Source organism: Reinekea marina (assembly GCF_030409715.1).
Taxonomy (GTDB): Bacteria; Pseudomonadota; Gammaproteobacteria; order Pseudomonadales; family Natronospirillaceae; genus Reinekea; species Reinekea marina.
The window spans coordinates 679,254-697,414 of record NZ_JAUFQI010000001.1 but is presented as its reverse complement, the minus strand read 5'-3'; the positions used below and the strand labels follow the sequence as shown (position 1 = coordinate 697,414).

Below are 18,161 nucleotides of genomic sequence, written 5' to 3'. Positions count from 1 at the left end.
AGCACCGCTAGTGACTTAAAACGCTAGCTATAAGTACTTCGCTAAAAAAGGTTTATGCTCGAGAATCTCCTCTTTGCTTAAACCTTTCATTTCATATGGAAACACCAACCAATCGTGTGTTTGGTGCAAACAATAATCTGGCTGAACCGATGTACGGTTATAGTCTAATCGCTTAAATAATGTGGCTACTTTTATTTCGCTGGGCATGTTTCTCTTTAGTTGAGTCGACAAACGATTCAAGGTTGCGCTGATGCTTTGGCCGGTGCTAAAAACATCATCCACAATGAGTAATCGATCGCTTGCATTTAAGTTATCAATCAAATATTGCGTGCCATGTACTTTAATTTTGTCTGGCTTAGACACCATTGAGTCATAACTGTTCATACCTTTATATGATGTCCGAATAGATATGTGGTCGGTTTCTACGCCCAATGTTTGCAGGCATTCTTGCACATATATACCGACGGCACTTCCACCACGCCACAAGCCAACAATAAATGTTGGCCTATAGCCACTTTCAAATATTTGCACACCTAACCGAAATGAATCTTCGATCAAGGTATCTTCATCTAAAAAGTGTTTTTTCATGATTGCCTCTTTTACTGCGTCTACCTTGGCAGTATGATTAGTACCCGTGGTGAATAGAGCCATTAAGCCACAAACATGAGTCGGTCTCAATGCGAGGATTCTATGAAGAAAACCTATTTAACGGGCGAGTCTCTATTAACCGACTCCTTTGCACTTGGTAAAAAAATTCTAGACAGCGGTTTTGAGCCTACATTCATCATCGCAGTTTGGCGTGGTGGTGCGCCGATCGGTATTGCGGTTCAAGAATTTCTAAGTTTCCACGGCATTGAATCGGACCATATTGCGATACGAACAAGCTCTTATGCCAGCGGCATCGACCAACAAGCCAAAACTGTAAAGGTCCACGATTTAAACTATCTGGTAAAACGCGTCCAACAAGAAGATTCGCTGCTCATAGTCGATGATGTTTTTGATACTGGCCGCTCGATAAAGGCTATAAAATCTGAACTTGCACAAAAGACCCGCCTCAATTTACCACACGATATTCGTATCGCCGTACCTTATTATAAACCCACTCGTAGCGAAGTAGACTTTGAGCCAGACTACTTTATTCACGAAACTTCAGCTTGGCTTAAGTATCCCCATTCACTTGAAGGCTTAACCCATCAAGAGATGGCTGAACAACGGCCCAACCTCTACCAGATTATCAAAGACTCATTACCAAATAACTAATAGCACTTAGGAGGCACATTGACCGATTTAGCGACCTGGCAGTACGTCACAATTGGACTTATTTTTATTTGGAGTGGTTTTGTACGCAGTGGGTTAGGATTCGGTGGCGCAGCACTTGCACTGCCTTTGCTATTACTCGTTGTAAATGAGCCACTGTTTTTCTTACCTATTATATCTATTCAATTACTTATCTTTTCCAGCTGGATTGCATGGACTGGCTACAAACAATCCAAAGCATTGAAAAAATCATCACCTGAGAGTGCGCTTGATGGTGGCAATATAAACTGGGCTTACTTAAAAAAGTCCTTAAAAATAATCATCGTCCCTAAGTTACTCGGGGTACTTGGTTTGCTTACGCTTCCGGCTCAATGGGTTACCATCATTATTTTTGCAATGATTAGCTTTTTCGCTGTGTCTTATATTATTAATAAGCCGTTTAAAAGTAATCATAAAGGCTGGGATCTGTTCTTTCTAGGACTTGGAGGGTATTTCAGCGGTACCTCTTTAATTGGTGCACCTTTAATTGTGTCAGTATACGCAGCTCATGTGCCACGACATCAAATAAGAGACACTCTGTTTGTTCTGTGGTTTATTCTTGTGTTAATTAAAATGGCTTCGTTTATTTTTGCCGGTGTAAATCTACAACTTATTCAGCAACTTTGGTTACTTCCTTGTGCATTCGTAGGTCACATTCTAGGTACGAAATTTCATGAATACATTCAAACTCAAAGTAACGAAAAGTTTTTCCGGGTGATCGGAGTTGCATTGCTGTTGGTCTGCACAGTAGGCATAGCAACCAACTTAACCTCCTAATTTTAAAATATCGTTCATAAAAAAAGGGTGCCGAAGCACCCTTTTCATAAATCTACCGACAAATTAGTCGATGATTTTAGCTACAACACCAGCACCAACGGTACGGCCACCTTCACGGATCGCGAAACGTAGACCTTCATCCATTGCGATAGGAGCGATTAACTCAACTTCCATCTTAATGTTGTCACCAGGCATTACCATTTCTACGCCTTCAGGAAGCTCACAAGCACCTGTTACGTCAGTTGTACGGAAGTAGAACTGTGGACGGTAACCTTTGAAGAATGGCGTGTGACGGCCACCTTCGTCTTTGCTTAGTACGTATACTTCAGCTTCGAACTTAGTGTGCGGAGTGATTGAACCAGGCTTAGACAATACTTGTCCACGCTCGATCTCTTCACGCTTAGTACCACGTAGAAGGGCACCAATGTTCTCACCTGCACGACCTTCGTCAAGCAGCTTACGGAACATTTCAACACCAGTTACAACAGTCTTAGTTGTTTCTTTGATACCAACGATTTCAACTTCGTCACCAGAGTTGATGATACCGCGCTCAACACGACCGGTTACAACAGTACCACGACCAGAAATTGAGAATACATCTTCAATTGGTAGCAAGAAAGGCATGTCGATCGCACGCTCTGGCTCAGGGATGTAAGAGTCTAGTGCTTCAACTAGAGACTTAACCGCTGTAGTACCAAGACCGTCGTCATCTTTACCTTCTAGAGCCATCAATGCAGAACCTGCAATGATTGGCGCATCGTCGCCAGGGAAATCGTACTGTGACAATAGGTCACGGATTTCCATTTCAACTAACTCTAACATCTCAGCGTATTCTTCAGAACCAACACCACCACAGTCTTCAGCAAGAAGATCGGCTTTGTTTAAGAATACTACGATGAAAGGAACACCTACCTGACCAGATAATAGGATGTGCTCACGAGTCTGAGGCATAGGGCCGTCAGTCGCGCCACAAACCAAGATCGCGCCGTCCATCTGAGCCGCACCAGTGATCATGTTTTTAACATAATCGGCGTGACCCGGGCAGTCTACGTGTGCGTAGTGACGGATTGGTGAATCGTATTCAACGTGAGAAGTTGAAATAGTGATACCACGCTCACGCTCTTCAGGAGCGTTATCGATACCGTCGAATGCAACGGCAGCGCCGCCCCAAACTTCAGCACAAACACGCGTTAGCGCAGCTGTTAAAGTTGTTTTACCATGGTCAACGTGACCAATTGTGCCCACGTTAACGTGGGGCTTAGTACGTTCAAATGTAGCCTTACCCATTTTAAGATCCTCTAAGTTTAGCGGTAGCTAATTAAGATTTTTTAATAATTTCTTCTACAACATTCGCAGGAGCTTCATTGTACTGCGCAAACTCCATTGTATAAGACGCTCGGCCTTGCGATAGCGATCGCAATGCGGTTGCATAACCAAACATTTCCGACAACGGTACTTCAGCGTTGATGATTTTACCCATCGGACTGTCTTCCATACCTTGAACGGTGCCTCGACGACGGTTTAAATCGCCCATGACATCGCCCATGTAGTCTTCAGGCGTTACCACCTCAACCTTCATTACCGGTTCGAGTAATGCTGGGTCTGCCTGTTCTTTAAGTTTGCGTACAGCCATAGATGCTGCAACTTTAAACGCCATTTCGTTTGAGTCAACATCATGATACGAACCATCAAACAATGTGGCTTTAAGCCCCAATAATGGGTAACCCGCCAACACACCGTTTTTCATTTGTTCAGCAATGCCTTTCTCAACCGCTGGGATATATTCCTTAGGAACAGATCCGCCGACTGTTTCATTTACAAACTCTAGCTTTTCAGCATTCGGGTCGTCTGCCAATTCGAACTTAACAATAACGTGACCATACTGACCACGGCCGCCCGACTGACGTGCAAATTTAGAATCAACATTGCATCCTTTACGAATGCGTTCACGGTAAGCAACTTGCGGTGCACCCACATTAGCTTCAACGTTGAACTCACGGCGCATTCGATCAACAATAATGTCTAGGTGTAATTCACCTTGACCACCAATGATCGTTTGGCCTGTCTCTTCATCTGTATGCACTTTAAAAGATGGATCTTCTTGCGCAAGTTTACCGAGTGCAACGCCCATCTTTTCTTGGTCAGCTTTGGTTCTTGGCTCAACGGCTACTGAAATTACCGGCTCAGGAAAATCCATACGCTCTAAGGTGACGATATGATTCGGATCACAGAAGGTATCTCCTGTAACCACTTCTTTCATACCGATAAGCGCGCCAATATCACCTGCCATCAGCTCTTTGATTTCTTCTCGATTGTTCGCATGCATTTGCACCATGCGACCCACTCGATCTTTTTTGCCTCGTACCGAGTTATATACTGCATCACCCGATTTTAGGATGCCGCCGTATACACGTACAAAGGTTAAAGTGCCCACAAAGGGATCTGTTGCAATTTTAAACGCTAACGCTGCAAAAGGTGCGTCATCGTCTACAGAAACAGTCGTGTGAGATTCATCCGGTAAAATACCGTCAATGGCTTTAACTTCGGTAGGAGAAGGCATGTATTCGATTACACTGTCGAGAACCGCTTGCACACCTTTGTTTTTAAATGCTGAACCACAATGAGTTAGTACGATTTCACCAGCGATAGTACGGGCACGCAAACCGGCCTTAATATCATCTTCTGAAAGCGTTTCTGTCTCCATGTACTTTTCCATCAGATCGTCATTCGCTTCGGCCGCAGCTTCAACGAGGTGCAATCTGTATTCATCGGCTAAGTCTTGAAGTTCGGCAGGGATGTCGCCGTAATCGAAAGTCATACCATTGTCTGCTTCGTTCCAATGGATAGACTTCATCTTAATAAGGTCAACGACACCTTTGAATTCATCTTCAGCACCAATCGGCAATTGCAATGCAACTGGATTCGCACCGACACGTTCTTTTAACTGCGTTAATACGCGGAAAAAATCAGCACCCGTTCGGTCCATCTTATTGACGAAAACCATTCGAGGAACGTGATATTTATTCGCTTGCCGCCAAACCGTCTCGGTTTGAGGCTGCACACCAGACGATGCACAAAGCACCACAACAGCACCATCGAGTACTCTGAGAGAACGTTCAACTTCAATAGTGAAGTCTACGTGCCCAGGGGTATCAATAATGTTGATGCGGTGATTTTCGAACTGTTGGGCCATACCGGACCAAAAGCAAGTTGTAGCCGCGGAGGTGATAGTGATACCACGCTCCTGCTCTTGCTCCATCCAGTCCATCGTTGCTGCACCGTCATGTACTTCACCGAGCTTATGCGACAAACCGGTGTAATAAAGCACACGCTCAGTAGTTGTGGTTTTACCCGCATCTACGTGCGCAACGATACCAATATTCCGGTATCGTGCCAGGGGAGTTTTACGAGCCACGGCTACGTCTCCAGTTATATTAGAAGCGGTAGTGAGAGAATGCCTTGTTGGCGTCAGCCATACGATGCACGTCTTCACGTTTCTTAACTGCTGCACCCTTACCTTCAGCTGAGTCTAATAGCTCACCCGCTAAGCGCTGACGCATACTTTTTTCGCCACGTTTACGTGCAGCTTCAACTAACCAACGCATGGCTAGAGCTTCACGACGAGAAGGGCGAACTTCTACAGGAACCTGGTAAGTAGCACCACCAACACGACGAGATTTAACCTCGACCAGTGGAGCAATACTTTCTAAAGATTTCTCGAAAACTTCGAGAGGGTTTTCGTTACCCTTATCTTGAACGATGTCTAAAGCACCGTACACGATCTTTTCAGCGATAGATTTCTTGCCATCAACCATGATGTGGTTCATGAACTTCGCTAAAGTTTGGTTACCAAATTTAGGATCTGGTAATATTTCACGCTTTGCAGCGACGCGTCTTCTTGGCATTGATAAGCCCCTTATATTAGGTCTTCAGGCAGATCTGAGGTATACGCGTTCCAAAAAGGACATGCAGAACCCAGCCTTACTGCTTATTCTGAGACTAAAAAATTATTTACAGGTGTTTAGCTCTTAGGACGTTTAGTACCGTACTTAGAACGAGCCTGTTTACGATCGTTAACACCAGAAGTATCTAGTGCACCACGAACTGTGTGGTAACGAACACCCGGTAAATCTTTAACACGACCACCACGGATTAGAACAACACTGTGCTCTTGAAGGTTGTGACCTTCACCGCCGATGTACGAAGAAACTTCGTAACCGTTAGTTAAACGAACACGACAAACTTTACGTAATGCTGAGTTCGGTTTCTTTGGTGTAGTAGTGTATACGCGAGTACATACGCCACGACGTTGCGGGCATGCTTCTAACGCTCTTACTGCACTTGCGGCTGTAATACGCTTACGCGGTTTACGAACCAATTGGTTAATTGTAGCCATTTAAGCCTCTTCTCTTGTTTCACTTTCCGTGACATAACAATACCCGAGCGGACAACCCACTCAGGTATTGAGGGTGCGCGATTCTACGTCATCGCGCATTTCTTAGTCAATAGCTAGCTGAAAAAGGATTATCTAACCCTGTATCAGCCAGCATACTGCCTATTTGTTTAACGCTTGGCTTAAAGCTGCTTCGACTTCAGATGCACTGATAGTCGGCTTTTCACCGGTGCGTTCTAGGCGCTTGCGCTTACGTTCCGCATGGTAGGCTAAGCCTGTACCTGCTGGAATTAAGCGGCCCACGACCACGTTTTCTTTCAATCCGCGTAAGTAATCACGTTTGCCCGTTACCGCACCTTCAGTCAATACTCGAGTCGTTTCCTGGAATGACGCGGCAGAGATGAAAGATTCAGTCGCTAGCGATGCTTTCGTAATACCTAATAGCACACGCTCAAACTTAGCTTCTTGCTTATTTTGCTCGTTCGCAGCGTCGTTACCTTCAAGTAGATTCATGTATTCTACCTGATCACCTTTAATGAAGTTGGTGTCGCCACTATCGGTGATAAGGGCTTTACGCAACATCTGACGGGTAATAACTTCGATGTGCTTATCGTTAATTACAACGCCTTGTAAGCGATAAACTTCCTGAATCTCTTTCACGATATATTTCGCAAGAGCTTCAACACCCAATACACGCAAAATATCATGTGGATTCATCGGTCCATCAGACAAGACTTCACCTTTCTCAACGTGCTCACCTTCGAATACGTTCATTTGACGCCATTTAGGAATCAATTCTTCGTAGCCTTCAGAGCCGTCAGTCGGGGTAATGACAATACGCTTCTTGCCTTTCGTTTCTTTACCGAAACTGAAAGTACCTGAGATCTCCGCAAGAATGGCTGATTCTTTAGGCTTACGAGCCTCAAATAAATCTGCAACACGCGGTAGACCACCGGTAATATCTTTGTTACCACTGCTTTCCTGTGGAATACGTGCAAGTACGTCACCAACACTCACTTCAGCGCCGTCTGACAAGCTCAACAGAGCGCCATCTGGTAAGAAGTATTGTACGGGTTGATTGGTGTTACCAATCATCACTTCGTTGCCGTCGCCATCTAGCATCTTGATCAACGGACGAATTTCTTTACCCGCTGCATTACGCTGTGCCTGTGGAATAACTTCTGTACTGCTTACACCGGTCAACTCATCAACCTTACGGTTAATGGTTACGCCTTCGTCCATACCAATGAACTGCAACTTACCGTTGTTTTCAGCAACAATTGGGTGTGTGTGTGGATCCCAGCGAACAATAACTTCACCCGCATCCACTTTAGCACCGTGTTGAACGCTAACAACAGAACCGTAAGGAAGCTTATAACGCTCACGCTCACGACCGTTTTCATCAGCAATCGCCAACAATCCAGAACGGCTGACCACTACTAGGTGACCATCTTCACGGGTTACTGTCTTCACATTGTGAAGATGTACAGAACCACCGTGACGAACTTGAATGTTATCGACAGCAGATGAGCTAGAGGCTGCACCACCAATGTGGAACGTACGCATCGTTAACTGTGTACCCGGCTCACCAATTGACTGAGCCGCAATAATACCAACTGCCTCACCAATGTTAATACGGTGGCCACGTGCTAAGTCACGTCCGTAACACTGAGCACAAATACCGAAGCGTGTATCACAGGTAATTGGCGAACGTACTTTGATGAGATCGATGCTGTGAGTGTTCAACAACTCAACAGACTTCTCATCGAACATGGTACCTGCAGGCACCACGGTTTCATTTGTATTTGGATCAAGTACATCACCCGCGGCTACTCGGCCTAATACCAACTCTGTAAGTGGTACAACAATATCACCACCATCAATAATTGGTTCAAGTGTAACACCGGCTTCTGTACCACAATCTTCTTCAGTTACCACAACATCTTGAGCTACGTCTACAAGACGACGTGTCAAGTAACCCGATGACGCTGTCTTCAATGCCGTATCGGCCAAACCTTTACGAGCACCGTGGGTAGAGATGAAGTATTCACCAACCGACAGACCTTCACGGAAGTTTGCCTTAATTGGGTTCTCAATAATTGAGCCATCTGGCTTAGCCATCAATCCACGCATACCTGCTAGCTGACGAATCTGGGTGGCACTACCACGTGCACCTGAATCGGCCATCATAAATACGGCGTTGAATGAGTCTTGCTCAACTTCATTACCATCTCTATCGGTAACAAACTCTTTAGAAATACCTTCCATCATCGCTTTAGCAATTTGGTCGTTTGAACGTGACCATAAATCGACAACTTTGTTGTATTTCTCGCCCTGAGTAATTAAACCCTGAGCAAACTGTTCTTCAACTTCTTGTACTTCCGCTTCAGAAGCGGCCAAGATGTCGTATTTCGCTTGTGGAATAACAAAGTCATTCACACCAATTGAAGCACCTGACTTAGTTGCGTAACTAAAGCCCATGTACATGATTTGGTCAGCGAAAATAACTGTTTCTTTTAATCCAACCGAGCGATAACACTCGTTCAACAATCCAGAAATTGCTTTCTTTTTCATTGGTTTGTTGAACATTTCAAACGGCATGCCTTCCGGCGCGATCGAATAAAGAATTGAACGACCAACAGTAGTATCTTTGATCGTAGATGTCTCTACTCGCTCACCATCTTCGGTGTAGCTCACTTCGTTAATACGAACTTTAACCATGGCTTGCAACGCAACTTGACCCGCACCATAAGCACGTTCAACTTCTGCGATGTTAGAGAACACCATGTTTTCGCCTTTCGCATTTAAGCGGCCACGAGTCATGTAATACAGACCCAAGACAACGTCTTGCGAAGGAACAATAATCGGTTCACCCGATGCTGGCGATAAGATGTTGTTGGTAGACATCATCAACGCACGTGCTTCCAATTGCGCTTCTAGCGTCAACGGAATGTGTACAGCCATTTGGTCACCGTCGAAGTCGGCGTTATAGGCCGCACATACTAACGGGTGCAAGTTAATAGCCTTACCTTCAATCAACACGGGTTCAAACGCTTGAATACCCAAACGGTGAAGTGTTGGTGCACGGTTAAGCATTACTGGGTGTTCACGAATCACTTCGTCAAGGATGTCCCAAACGATCGGCTCTTCGCGTTCAACCATCTTTTTAGCTGCTTTGATCGTCGTTGCTAAACCACGGTGCTCAAGCTTGCTAAAAATGAATGGCTTGAATAATTCCAATGCCATCTTCTTAGGAAGACCACACTGATGTAAACGTAGAGTAGGTCCTACAACGATCACCGAACGACCAGAGTAATCTACACGCTTACCAAGTAAGTTTTGACGGAAACGACCTTGCTTACCTTTAATCATGTCAGCCAAAGATTTCAGTGGGCGACGGTTTGAGCCAGTAATAGCTCGACCGCGACGACCGTTATCTAACAAGGCATCAACAGATTCTTGAAGCATACGTTTTTCGTTACGAACGATGATGTCTGGTGCCGCTAACTCTAACAAACGCTTTAAACGGTTGTTACGGTTGATCACGCGACGGTATAAATCGTTCAAGTCAGAGGTTGCAAAACGGCCACCATCTAACGGTACTAACGGACGTAAATCTGGTGGTAATACAGGAAGAACTTGCATCACCATCCACGTCGGCAAGTTGCCCGACTTATGGAAAGCTTCTAGCAACTTCAAACGCTTAGACAGTTTCTTGATTTTAGTTTCTGAGTTAGTTGCTGGAATCGCTTCACGCAACTCTGCAATATCAGCTTCTAAATCAATCGCTTCTAATAATTTCTGTACGGCTTCAGCACCCATTCGGGCATCGAAGTCATCACCAAATTCTTCGATCGCTTCGTAGTATTCTTCATCTGTTAAAAGCTGTGCTTTTTCTAGGCTAGTTAAGCCTGGATCGATCACAACAAATGATTCGTAATACAAAATGCGTTCAATATCACGCAACGTCATATCAAGCATTAAGCCGATACGAGATGGCAAAGATTTTAAGAACCAAATGTGTGCTACTGGTGCCGCTAATTCAATATGACCCATGCGCTCACGACGCACTTTAGATTGGGTAACTTCAACGCCACACTTTTCACAGATAACACCACGATGTTTTAAACGCTTATACTTTCCGCATAGGCATTCGTAGTCTTTAATGGGTCCAAAAATACGCGCACAAAACAAACCATCACGCTCTGGCTTGAAAGTACGGTAGTTAATTGTTTCTGGCTTTTTTACTTCACCGAAAGACCAAGAACGGATCATATCCGGAGAGGCCAAGCCAATACGTATAGAGTCAAACTCTTCCGCTTGGCCTTGGGTTTTCAGTAAATTTAATAAATCTTTCATGTTTCAGCTCCGCAGGGAGTTGGCAACTTAGGCGGCAACTAGTGCCGCCCGCCCGTTCACTTAGTCTTCGTTTTCCAGTTCCATATCGATACCTAGAGAGCGGATTTCTTTCACTAATACGTTGAAAGATTCCGGCATACCAGGCTCCATACGGTGATCACCATCGACGATGTTTTTATACATCTTCGTACGGCCATTCACGTCATCTGATTTCACTGTCAACATTTCTTGCAAGGTGTAAGCGGCACCATAAGCTTCAAGCGCCCATACTTCCATCTCACCGAATCGCTGACCACCAAATTGCGCTTTACCGCCCAATGGCTGCTGAGTCACAAGACTGTAAGAACCAGTCGAACGAGCATGCATCTTGTCGTCGACCAAATGGTTCAACTTCAACATGTACATGTAACCGACTGTGGTTTTGTTTTCAAACGCATTACCGGTACGACCATCCCATAGTTGGATCTGACCGCTGTCGTCCATTCCTGCTAGGCGTAACAAACCTTTAACTTCAGATTCTGCAGCACCATCAAAGACTGGCGTCGCGATGGGTACACCACCACTTAAGTTTTTCGCCAACTCTTTAATTTCTTCGTCTGAGAAATCACCTAAAGTTTCTGTACGGTAGCCTTCTCCAGATTCGTTATAAACCTGACCTAGGAAATCACGAACTTCTGCAATAGAACGCTGCTCTTCAACCATTTCATTGATACGGTCACCCAAGCCTTTAGCTGCTGCACCTAAGTGAGTTTCTAAAACCTGACCAACGTTCATACGAGACGGTACACCTAACGGGTTAAGAACCACGTCTACAGGGTTACCTTTTTCATCGTATGGCATATCTTCGATAGGCATAATGACCGAGATAACACCTTTGTTACCGTGACGACCAGCCATTTTATCACCTGGCTGAATACGACGTTTCACAGCAAGGTAAACTTTAACGACTTTTAATACGCCAGGGTTTAGATCATCACCCGACTGAAGCTTACGCTTCTTGTCATCAAAGCGTTCTTCTTGCTCAGCTTTACGTTCTTTAAGCTGGTTTTCGGAAGACTCTAACGCGGCGGCTGCGGCTTCATCTTGCAAGCGCAACTTGAACCAATCAGCACGTGGAAGCTGGTTCAAGTATTCTTCTGTCAGCGTATCGCCTTTGCTTAAGTTTGGACCGCCAGCAACGCTTTGACCAATCAGCTGAGCAGCTAAACGCTCGTATACCGCATTTTCAATGATACGGAATTCAGCGTTAAGATCTTTACGGAACTCTTCAAGCGCTTGACGTTCAATATCTTTAGAACGTTGATCGCGTTCAACACCATCACGTGTGAAAGTTTGAACATCGATAACCGTTCCACGCATGCCGCCTTTAACTCGTAGAGAAGTGTCTTTAACATCAGACGCTTTCTCACCGAAAATGGCACGCAGTAGTTTTTCTTCAGGAGTAAGCTGAGTTTCACTCTTCGGCGTTACTTTGCCGACGAGAATGTCACCAGGACCTACTTCAGCACCGATATAAACGATACCCGACTCATCTAATTTACCAAGCGCTGCTTCACCAACGTTAGGGATATCCGCTGAAATTTCTTCTGCGCCCAACTTGGTATCACGTGCGATACAGGTTAATTCTTGAATGTGGATAGACGTAAATCGGTCTTCCTGTACAACCTTTTCAGAAACCAAGATGGAATCTTCGTAGTTATAACCATTCCAAGGCATGAAGGCGATACGCATGTTTTGACCTAATGCGAGTTCACCTAAGTCAACAGATGGACCGTCAGCTAATACATCGCCACGAGCAATCATGTCACCTTGACGCACAATAGTACGCTGGTTAATACAGGTGTTTTGGTTAGAGCGGGTGTACTTAGTTAAGTTGTAGATATCAACACCGGCGTCATCTTCACCGATTTCGCTATCTTGTACCTTAACAACGATACGAGAAGCATCTACAAACTCAACCACACCACCACGATCGGCTACGACACACACGCCGGAGTCAATCGCTACGTTACGCTCGATGCCTGTACCCACAAGTGGTTTATCAGACTTCAAAGTCGGAACGGCTTGACGTTGCATGTTCGAGCCCATTAAGGCTCGGTTAGCATCATCGTGCTCTAAGAATGGAATAAGTGATGCTGCAACCGATACAACTTGACGAGGAGATACATCCATCATGTCAACTTTATCGAGCGCCGCTAATGTAAATTCATTCTGGTGGCGTACCTGAACAAATTCACCTTCAATCATGCCCTTATCGTTAACCGGTACGTTTGCCTGTGCAATGGTATGCTTGGCTTCGTCGATAGCAGATAAATAAACGATTTCATCGGTCACTTTACCGTTTTCAACTTTACGGTATGGCGTCTCTAAGAAACCGTAGTGGTTTGTTCGAGCATAAGTTGATAGGGTGTTGATCAAACCAATGTTTGGACCTTCTGGCGTTTCAATCGGACAAACACGACCATAGTGAGTCGGGTGTACGTCTCGAACTTCAAAGCCAGCACGCTCACGCGTTAAGCCGCCTGGACCTAATGCAGAAACACGACGCTTGTTGGTAATACCAGACAGCGGGTTGTTTTGATCCATGAACTGAGATAACTGAGAAGAACCAAAGAATTCTTTGATTGCTGCAGCTACAGGCTTAGCGTTCACTAAGTCTTGCGGCATTAGGCCTTCGCTTTCAGCCATAGACAAACGTTCACGAACCGCACGTTCAACTCGAACCAAACCTACTCGGAATTGGTTTTCAGCCATTTCGCCAACAGAACGAACACGACGGTTACCAAGGTGGTCGATATCATCGACACCGCCTTTACCGTTACGAATATCAACCAATGTTTTTAAAACATCAACGATATCTTCACGGCTCAGTGTGCCTTCGCCTGTATCTTCATCACGCCCTAAACGACGGTTGAACTTCATGCGTCCAACAGTTGAAAGATCGTAACGATCGGCAGAGAAGAAAAGGTTTTGGAATAAAGTTTCCGCAGACTCTTTCGTTGGTGGCTCACCAGGACGCATCATACGGTAGATTTCTACCAGAGCTTCCAATGGCGTGCTGGTCGGATCGTTTCGTAGTGTGTCAGAAACAAACGGACCGCAATCTAAGTCATTGGTATAAAGCGTTTCAAAAGACTTAATCTTTTGAGCTCGGAATTGCTCAAGTACTTCTAATGTGATTTCATCGTTACAGTTAGCAAGAATTTCACCGGTACTTGAATCAATAATATCAGTAGCAAGTGCTTTACCCAGTAAGAACGTATCAGGTACTTCTACTGAGGTTAGTTTAGCCGTTTTAAAATCACGGATATGACGAGCCGTAATACGGCGGCCTTCTTCAACTAATACATTGCCTTTAGAATCTTTTATTTCGAATGCCGCTGTTTCGCCTTTTAAGCGCTCAGGCACAACATCCATAGAGAATGCATCGTCTTTTAAGCTGAAACCAACACGCTCGAAGAACATGTCCAAGATTTCTTGATTTGTAAACTCTAATGCGCGAAGCAAAATAGTTGCCGGCAGTTTACGACGACGATCGATACGGACGAATACTTGATCTTTAGGATCAAATTCGAAATCTAACCATGAGCCACGGTAAGGAATCACGCGTGCAGAATGCAATAGCTTACCAGAGCTATGCGTCTTACCCTTATCATGATCATAGAACACACCTGGTGAACGGTGCAGCTGAGATACAACAACTCGCTCTGTACCATTTACAATAAAGGTGCCGTTATCAGTCATCAATGGGATCTCGCCCATGTAGACTTCTTGTTCCTTGATGTCCTTTATCGCTTTGCTCGAAGATTCTTTATCATAAATAATCAATCGAACTTTTACGCGCAGAGGAGCGGAATAGGTTACGCCACGTAATTGACATTCTTTAACGTCAAACGCAGGCTTGCCCAATTTATAGCTGACGTATTCAAGCGCCGCATTTCCAGAATAACTTACAATTGGAAATACAGACTTAAATGCAGCGTGCAACCCGCTATCTTGACGCTCAGCAGCGTCTAGATCTGCTTGTAGAAAACTCCGGTAGGAGTCCAACTGTATAGCCAGTAGGTATGGAATGTCCATAACCGGCTCTAGTTTACCGAAATTCTTACGAATTCGTTTCTTTTCGGTATAAGAATATGCCATCAGCAATCCCCAGCTTGTTCACCAACGGTGTGTCTGGTGGTTTACCGCATAAAATGCGGTGAATCGGATATCAGTTATCAGCAGACAGGTCTAATAACTCCGACTTTCACTTCCTGTGCGCCCCATTATCGAGAGGCCCCAAGTGCAAAATCTCGCACTTTGTTCCAGACTACAAGAAAAACTCCTGCAGTGTAAATATTGTATCCCTGTAAGACAGGAAAAGGCCGGTAACCTATTAGGCTACCAGCCAATCAAATTGAGCAGCTAAGGCCACTCAATTTAAATTGAATTACTTCAATTCTACAGAAGCACCCGCTTCAGTTAGCTTAGCTTGAATTTCTTCAGCTTCAGCTTTCTCTACGCCTTCTTTAATTGCAGAAGGAACAGCGTCTACTAAACCTTTAGCTTCTTTCAAGCCAAGGCCAGTAACTTCACGTACTGCTTTAATTACGTTTACTTTCTTGTCGCCAACAGCAGTCAACATTACGTCGAACTCAGTCTGTTCAGCTGCACCGCCAGCTTCGCCAGCAGGACCAGCGGCTACAGCAGCTGCTGCAGATACGCCAAATTTTTCTTCCATTGCTTCGATCAATTCAACAACGTCTTTTACAGACATCTCAGCAACTGCATTAATGATATCGTCTTTAGTCAGAGACATGACATAATTCCTAATCTGTTTGGGTTAACCCCAATAAACCGTTAATAAGCAAAGTAATTTCTAAATGAAATTACGCTGCTTCCTGTTCTTTTTGGTCGCGTAAAGCAGCCAATGTACGTACTAACTTGCCAGCAGACGCTTCTTTCATCACGCTCATTAACTTCGCGATAGCTTCGTCGTATGTTGGTAGTTTCGCCAATTGATCGACAGGAGTAATCTCCCCTTCGAACATTGCAGCTTTAAGTTCCAACTTGTCGTTTTCTTTCGCAAAATCAGACAAGATACGGGCGCCCGCACCTGGATGATCCATTGAAAAAGCGATTAAAGTTGGGCCGACGAATTGGTCAGCTAGTCCTTCGTAAGAAGAACCCTCAACTGCACGGCGAGCAAGCGTATTACGTACGACTTTTAGCCATACGCCATTGTCACGAGCTGTTGCACGCAAAGAAGTCATATCATTCACTTCAACGCCGCGTGAATCGGCGATGACGCATGACTGGGCTTCTAATGCTTTTGCAGCGACTTCCGCAACAATTGCTTTTTTGCCTTCGAGATTCAGTGCCACTGAAAAATCTCCTGATTAACAACCCTCTAAAGGGTCAGCCTATTTTCAACCTTTGCAGGTTGACCTGTTTTAACGGCAACAGAGTAAGCTCATATAATATGTGCTCGGGTTACCGTCTGCGTAGGAAATTAAGAGCTCTCACTCACCTACGGTCTTTGACTGTGCGACGCTAAGGCCGCACCCCAAAGGTTCTTAGACGCTTAGTGTGCTTAAATCTACAGTGACACCAGGACCCATAGTGGTCGATAGTGAAACTTTCTTAAGATAAACACCCTTTGCAGAAGCTGGTTTTAGCTTCTTAAGGTCTGCAAGCAATGCCTCAGCATTTTCTTTAATTGCAGTTGCGTCGAAATCAATTTTACCCACACATGCGTGGATAATACCGTTCTTGTCTGTACGGAAGCGTGCTTGACCTGCTTTAGCATTCTTAACTGCTTGAGCAACGTCAGCGGTAACAGTACCTACTTTCGGGTTAGGCATTAGGCCGCGAGGACCTAACAACTGACCTAACTGACCAACAACGCGCATTGCATCTGGAGAAGCGATAACTACGCCAAAGTCCAAATCACCGCCTTTCATTAGCTCAGCAAGATCATCCATACCAACAACGTCAGCGCCAGCAGCTTTAGCTGCTTCAGCGTTGTCGCCTTGAGAAAATACCGCAACACGAACTTCTTTACCTGTACCATTTGGCAGTACAGTAGAGCCACGTACGTTTTGATCTGATTTACGTGCATCGATACCTAAGTTAACAGAGATATCTACAGACTCTACAAACTTAACAGTCGATAATTCTTTTAAAGTAGCGTAAGCCTCATCAAAACTATAAGCCTTAACTGGATCTACTTTTTCTTTTGCTAAACGAGCACGCTTAGATAACTTAGCCATTATTCTACACCCTCAACATTTAAACCCATGCTTCGAGCAGTACCAGCAATGGTACGAACCGCAGCGTCCATATCGCCTGCTGTTAAGTCAGGGTCTTTTGCAGTTGCAATTTCTTCTAATTGCGCGCGCTTAACCGTGCCAACTTTTTCAGTATTCGGGCGGCCAGAGCCACTCGTAATACCAGCTGCTTTCTTCAACAAAATCGCAGCAGGAGGAGTTTTAGTGATGAATGTAAAACTACGGTCTGCATATACTGTAATTACTACAGGAACTGGCAAACCTGGCTCAAGCTTTTGAGTCTCAGCATTGAACGCCTTACAGAATTCCATGATGTTTACACCGTGCTGACCCAACGCAGGACCTACCGGTGGACTCGGGTTAGCTTGACCCGCTTTAACTTGCAGCTTGATATAAGCTTGTACTTTCTTAGCCATTATAGCTTCCTCATTTTGGGTGCAAACGCCTAACGGCTCCCCAGTTCAACAGACAAAGACCAAAAAACCCGGCGCTAGCCAGGTTGCTTGTTCTTTGCTTCTTTTAGCTCTTCTCGACTTGCGAGAACTCCAACTCAACCGGAGTAGCACGACCAAAGATCGATACCGACACCTGTAAGCGGCTCTTTTCGTAATTCACTTTCTCGACCGTACCGTTGAAGTCTGCAAACGGACCATCGATAACACGAACCATTTCGCCTGGCTCGTAAATTGTTTTTTGCGTTGGCTTCTCAGAACCTTCTTGCACACGCTGCAAGATACCTTCGGCTTCTTTACTGGTTAGTGGCGCTGGCTTCTCTGCCGTCCCACCGATAAAACCCATAACTCGAGGAGTATCTTTCACCAAGTGCCATGACTCGTCATTCATATCCATCTCTACTAATACATATCCAGGATAGAATTTACGCTCACTCTTACGCTTTTTGCCATCGCGCATCTCAACAACAGACTCTGTAGGCACAAGAATTTCGCCGAAGCTATCTTGCATACCTTGAAGTTCAACCTGCTCTTTCAACGAAGCAGCCACACGCTTTTCATAACCAGAATATGCATGTACCACATACCATCGCATTGACATAATTTATTCCT

At 44.9% G+C, this 18,161-nt stretch carries 17 protein-coding genes; 4 read left to right on the top strand and 13 right to left on the bottom strand.

The window, feature by feature from the left end; genetic code table 11:
* Positions 1–27: 27 nt before the first annotated feature.
* Complete coding sequence (locus QWZ13_RS03790) at positions 28–678, bottom strand: phosphoribosyltransferase (protein ID WP_353958968.1); 651 nt, start codon at positions 676–678, stop codon at positions 28–30.
* On the opposite strand from QWZ13_RS03790, the gene QWZ13_RS03785 reads away from it, so the two are divergent.
* Positions 664–1,260, top strand: a complete 597-nt coding sequence (locus QWZ13_RS03785) for a phosphoribosyltransferase (protein WP_290280581.1) — start codon at positions 664–666, stop codon at positions 1,258–1,260. The two genes, QWZ13_RS03790 and QWZ13_RS03785, sit on opposite strands and share 15 nt — an antisense overlap.
* An 18-nt stretch (positions 1,261–1,278) precedes the next feature.
* A complete protein-coding gene (locus QWZ13_RS03780) occupies positions 1,279–2,073 on the top strand; it encodes a TSUP family transporter (protein ID WP_216000461.1) in 795 nt (264 codons plus the stop codon).
* A gap of 63 nt (positions 2,074–2,136) precedes the next feature.
* On the opposite strand, the gene tuf is transcribed toward QWZ13_RS03780, so the two are convergent.
* The 4 genes from tuf to rpsL all read right to left on the bottom strand — a co-directional run bounded on the left by tuf (position 2,137) and on the right by rpsL (position 6,469).
* Positions 2,137–3,360, bottom strand: coding sequence for an elongation factor Tu (tuf, locus tag QWZ13_RS03775; RefSeq protein WP_290280576.1), 1,224 nt, complete (start codon positions 3,358–3,360; stop codon positions 2,137–2,139).
* Between the two features lie 31 nt (positions 3,361–3,391).
* Positions 3,392–5,488, bottom strand: coding sequence for an elongation factor G (fusA, locus tag QWZ13_RS03770; RefSeq protein WP_290283263.1), 2,097 nt, complete (start codon positions 5,486–5,488; stop codon positions 3,392–3,394).
* Between the two features lie 19 nt (positions 5,489–5,507).
* Complete coding sequence (rpsG, locus tag QWZ13_RS03765; protein ID WP_216001682.1) at positions 5,508–5,978, bottom strand: 30S ribosomal protein S7; 471 nt, start codon at positions 5,976–5,978, stop codon at positions 5,508–5,510.
* A 116-nt stretch (positions 5,979–6,094) separates the two neighbouring features.
* Entirely contained in the window at positions 6,095–6,469 is a 375-nt protein-coding gene (gene rpsL / locus QWZ13_RS03760; RefSeq protein ID WP_216001683.1) for a 30S ribosomal protein S12, read from the bottom strand.
* On the opposite strand from rpsL, the gene QWZ13_RS03755 reads away from it, so the two are divergent.
* Positions 6,452–6,586, top strand: a complete 135-nt coding sequence (locus QWZ13_RS03755; protein ID WP_290280580.1) for a hypothetical protein — start codon at positions 6,452–6,454, stop codon at positions 6,584–6,586. The two genes, rpsL and QWZ13_RS03755, sit on opposite strands and share 18 nt — an antisense overlap.
* 42 nt (positions 6,587–6,628) lie before the next feature.
* On the opposite strand, the gene rpoC is transcribed toward QWZ13_RS03755, so the two are convergent.
* The 5 genes from rpoC to rplJ form a co-directional block, all read right to left on the bottom strand.
* Positions 6,629–10,825 carry a DNA-directed RNA polymerase subunit beta' gene (rpoC, locus tag QWZ13_RS03750; protein ID WP_216001684.1) on the bottom strand — a complete coding sequence of 1,399 codons (4,197 nt, stop codon included), beginning with the start codon at positions 10,823–10,825 and terminating at the stop codon, positions 6,629–6,631.
* Between the two features lie 60 nt (positions 10,826–10,885).
* Complete coding sequence (gene rpoB / locus QWZ13_RS03745; RefSeq protein ID WP_216001685.1) at positions 10,886–14,968, bottom strand: DNA-directed RNA polymerase subunit beta; 4,083 nt, start codon at positions 14,966–14,968, stop codon at positions 10,886–10,888.
* A gap of 125 nt (positions 14,969–15,093) precedes the next feature.
* A complete protein-coding gene (locus QWZ13_RS03740; protein ID WP_290280579.1) occupies positions 15,094–15,219 on the bottom strand; it encodes a hypothetical protein in 126 nt (41 codons plus the stop codon).
* Positions 15,220–15,257: 38 nt separating this feature from the next.
* Complete coding sequence (gene rplL / locus QWZ13_RS03735) at positions 15,258–15,626, bottom strand: 50S ribosomal protein L7/L12 (protein WP_216001686.1); 369 nt, start codon at positions 15,624–15,626, stop codon at positions 15,258–15,260.
* 70 nt (positions 15,627–15,696) lie between these two features.
* Positions 15,697–16,191 carry a 50S ribosomal protein L10 gene (gene rplJ / locus QWZ13_RS03730; protein WP_216001687.1) on the bottom strand — a complete coding sequence of 165 codons (495 nt, stop codon included), beginning with the start codon at positions 16,189–16,191 and terminating at the stop codon, positions 15,697–15,699.
* Here rplJ and QWZ13_RS03725 point away from each other — a divergent pair.
* Positions 16,119–16,364 (top strand): hypothetical protein, encoded by a 246-nt coding sequence (locus QWZ13_RS03725; protein ID WP_290283442.1) that lies wholly within the window; start codon positions 16,119–16,121, stop codon positions 16,362–16,364. The two genes, rplJ and QWZ13_RS03725, sit on opposite strands and share 73 nt — an antisense overlap.
* Before the next feature lie 19 nt (positions 16,365–16,383).
* On the opposite strand, the gene rplA is transcribed toward QWZ13_RS03725, so the two are convergent.
* The 3 genes from rplA to nusG all read right to left on the bottom strand — a co-directional run bounded on the left by rplA (position 16,384) and on the right by nusG (position 18,150).
* On the bottom strand, positions 16,384–17,079 hold the full coding sequence (gene rplA / locus QWZ13_RS03720) for a 50S ribosomal protein L1 (protein WP_290280578.1): 696 nt from the start codon (positions 17,077–17,079) through the stop codon (positions 16,384–16,386).
* Complete coding sequence (gene rplK, locus QWZ13_RS03715; protein WP_216001689.1) at positions 17,079–17,513, bottom strand: 50S ribosomal protein L11; 435 nt, start codon at positions 17,511–17,513, stop codon at positions 17,079–17,081. The genes rplA and rplK overlap by 1 nt, the downstream gene beginning before the upstream one ends.
* Positions 17,514–17,616: 103 nt before the next feature.
* Complete coding sequence (gene nusG, locus QWZ13_RS03710; RefSeq protein ID WP_216001690.1) at positions 17,617–18,150, bottom strand: transcription termination/antitermination protein NusG; 534 nt, start codon at positions 18,148–18,150, stop codon at positions 17,617–17,619.
* Positions 18,151–18,161: the final 11 nt, after the last annotated feature.

Excerpts from the sequence above, each read along its gene's own strand:
- QWZ13_RS03785 (WP_290280581.1), top strand. The coding sequence starts at position 664 with ATGAGTCGGTCTCAATGCGAGGATTCTATGAAGAAAACCTATTTAACG.
- tuf (WP_290280576.1), bottom strand. The coding sequence starts at position 3,360 with ATGGGTAAGGCTACATTTGAACGTACTAAGCCCCACGTTAACGTGGGC.
- rpsG (WP_216001682.1), bottom strand. The coding sequence starts at position 5,978 with ATGCCAAGAAGACGCGTCGCTGCAAAGCGTGAAATATTACCAGATCCT.
- rpsL (WP_216001683.1), bottom strand. The coding sequence starts at position 6,469 with ATGGCTACAATTAACCAATTGGTTCGTAAACCGCGTAAGCGTATTACA.
- rpoC (WP_216001684.1), bottom strand. The coding sequence starts at position 10,825 with ATGAAAGATTTATTAAATTTACTGAAAACCCAAGGCCAAGCGGAAGAG.
- rpoB (WP_216001685.1), bottom strand. The coding sequence starts at position 14,968 with ATGGCATATTCTTATACCGAAAAGAAACGAATTCGTAAGAATTTCGGT.
- rplL (WP_216001686.1), bottom strand. The coding sequence starts at position 15,626 with ATGTCTCTGACTAAAGACGATATCATTAATGCAGTTGCTGAGATGTCT.
- QWZ13_RS03725 (WP_290283442.1), top strand. The coding sequence starts at position 16,119 with ATGACTGGGCTTCTAATGCTTTTGCAGCGACTTCCGCAACAATTGCTT.
- rplA (WP_290280578.1), bottom strand. The coding sequence starts at position 17,079 with ATGGCTAAGTTATCTAAGCGTGCTCGTTTAGCAAAAGAAAAAGTAGAT.
- rplK (WP_216001689.1), bottom strand. The coding sequence starts at position 17,513 with ATGGCTAAGAAAGTACAAGCTTATATCAAGCTGCAAGTTAAAGCGGGT.
- nusG (WP_216001690.1), bottom strand. The coding sequence starts at position 18,150 with ATGTCAATGCGATGGTATGTGGTACATGCATATTCTGGTTATGAAAAG.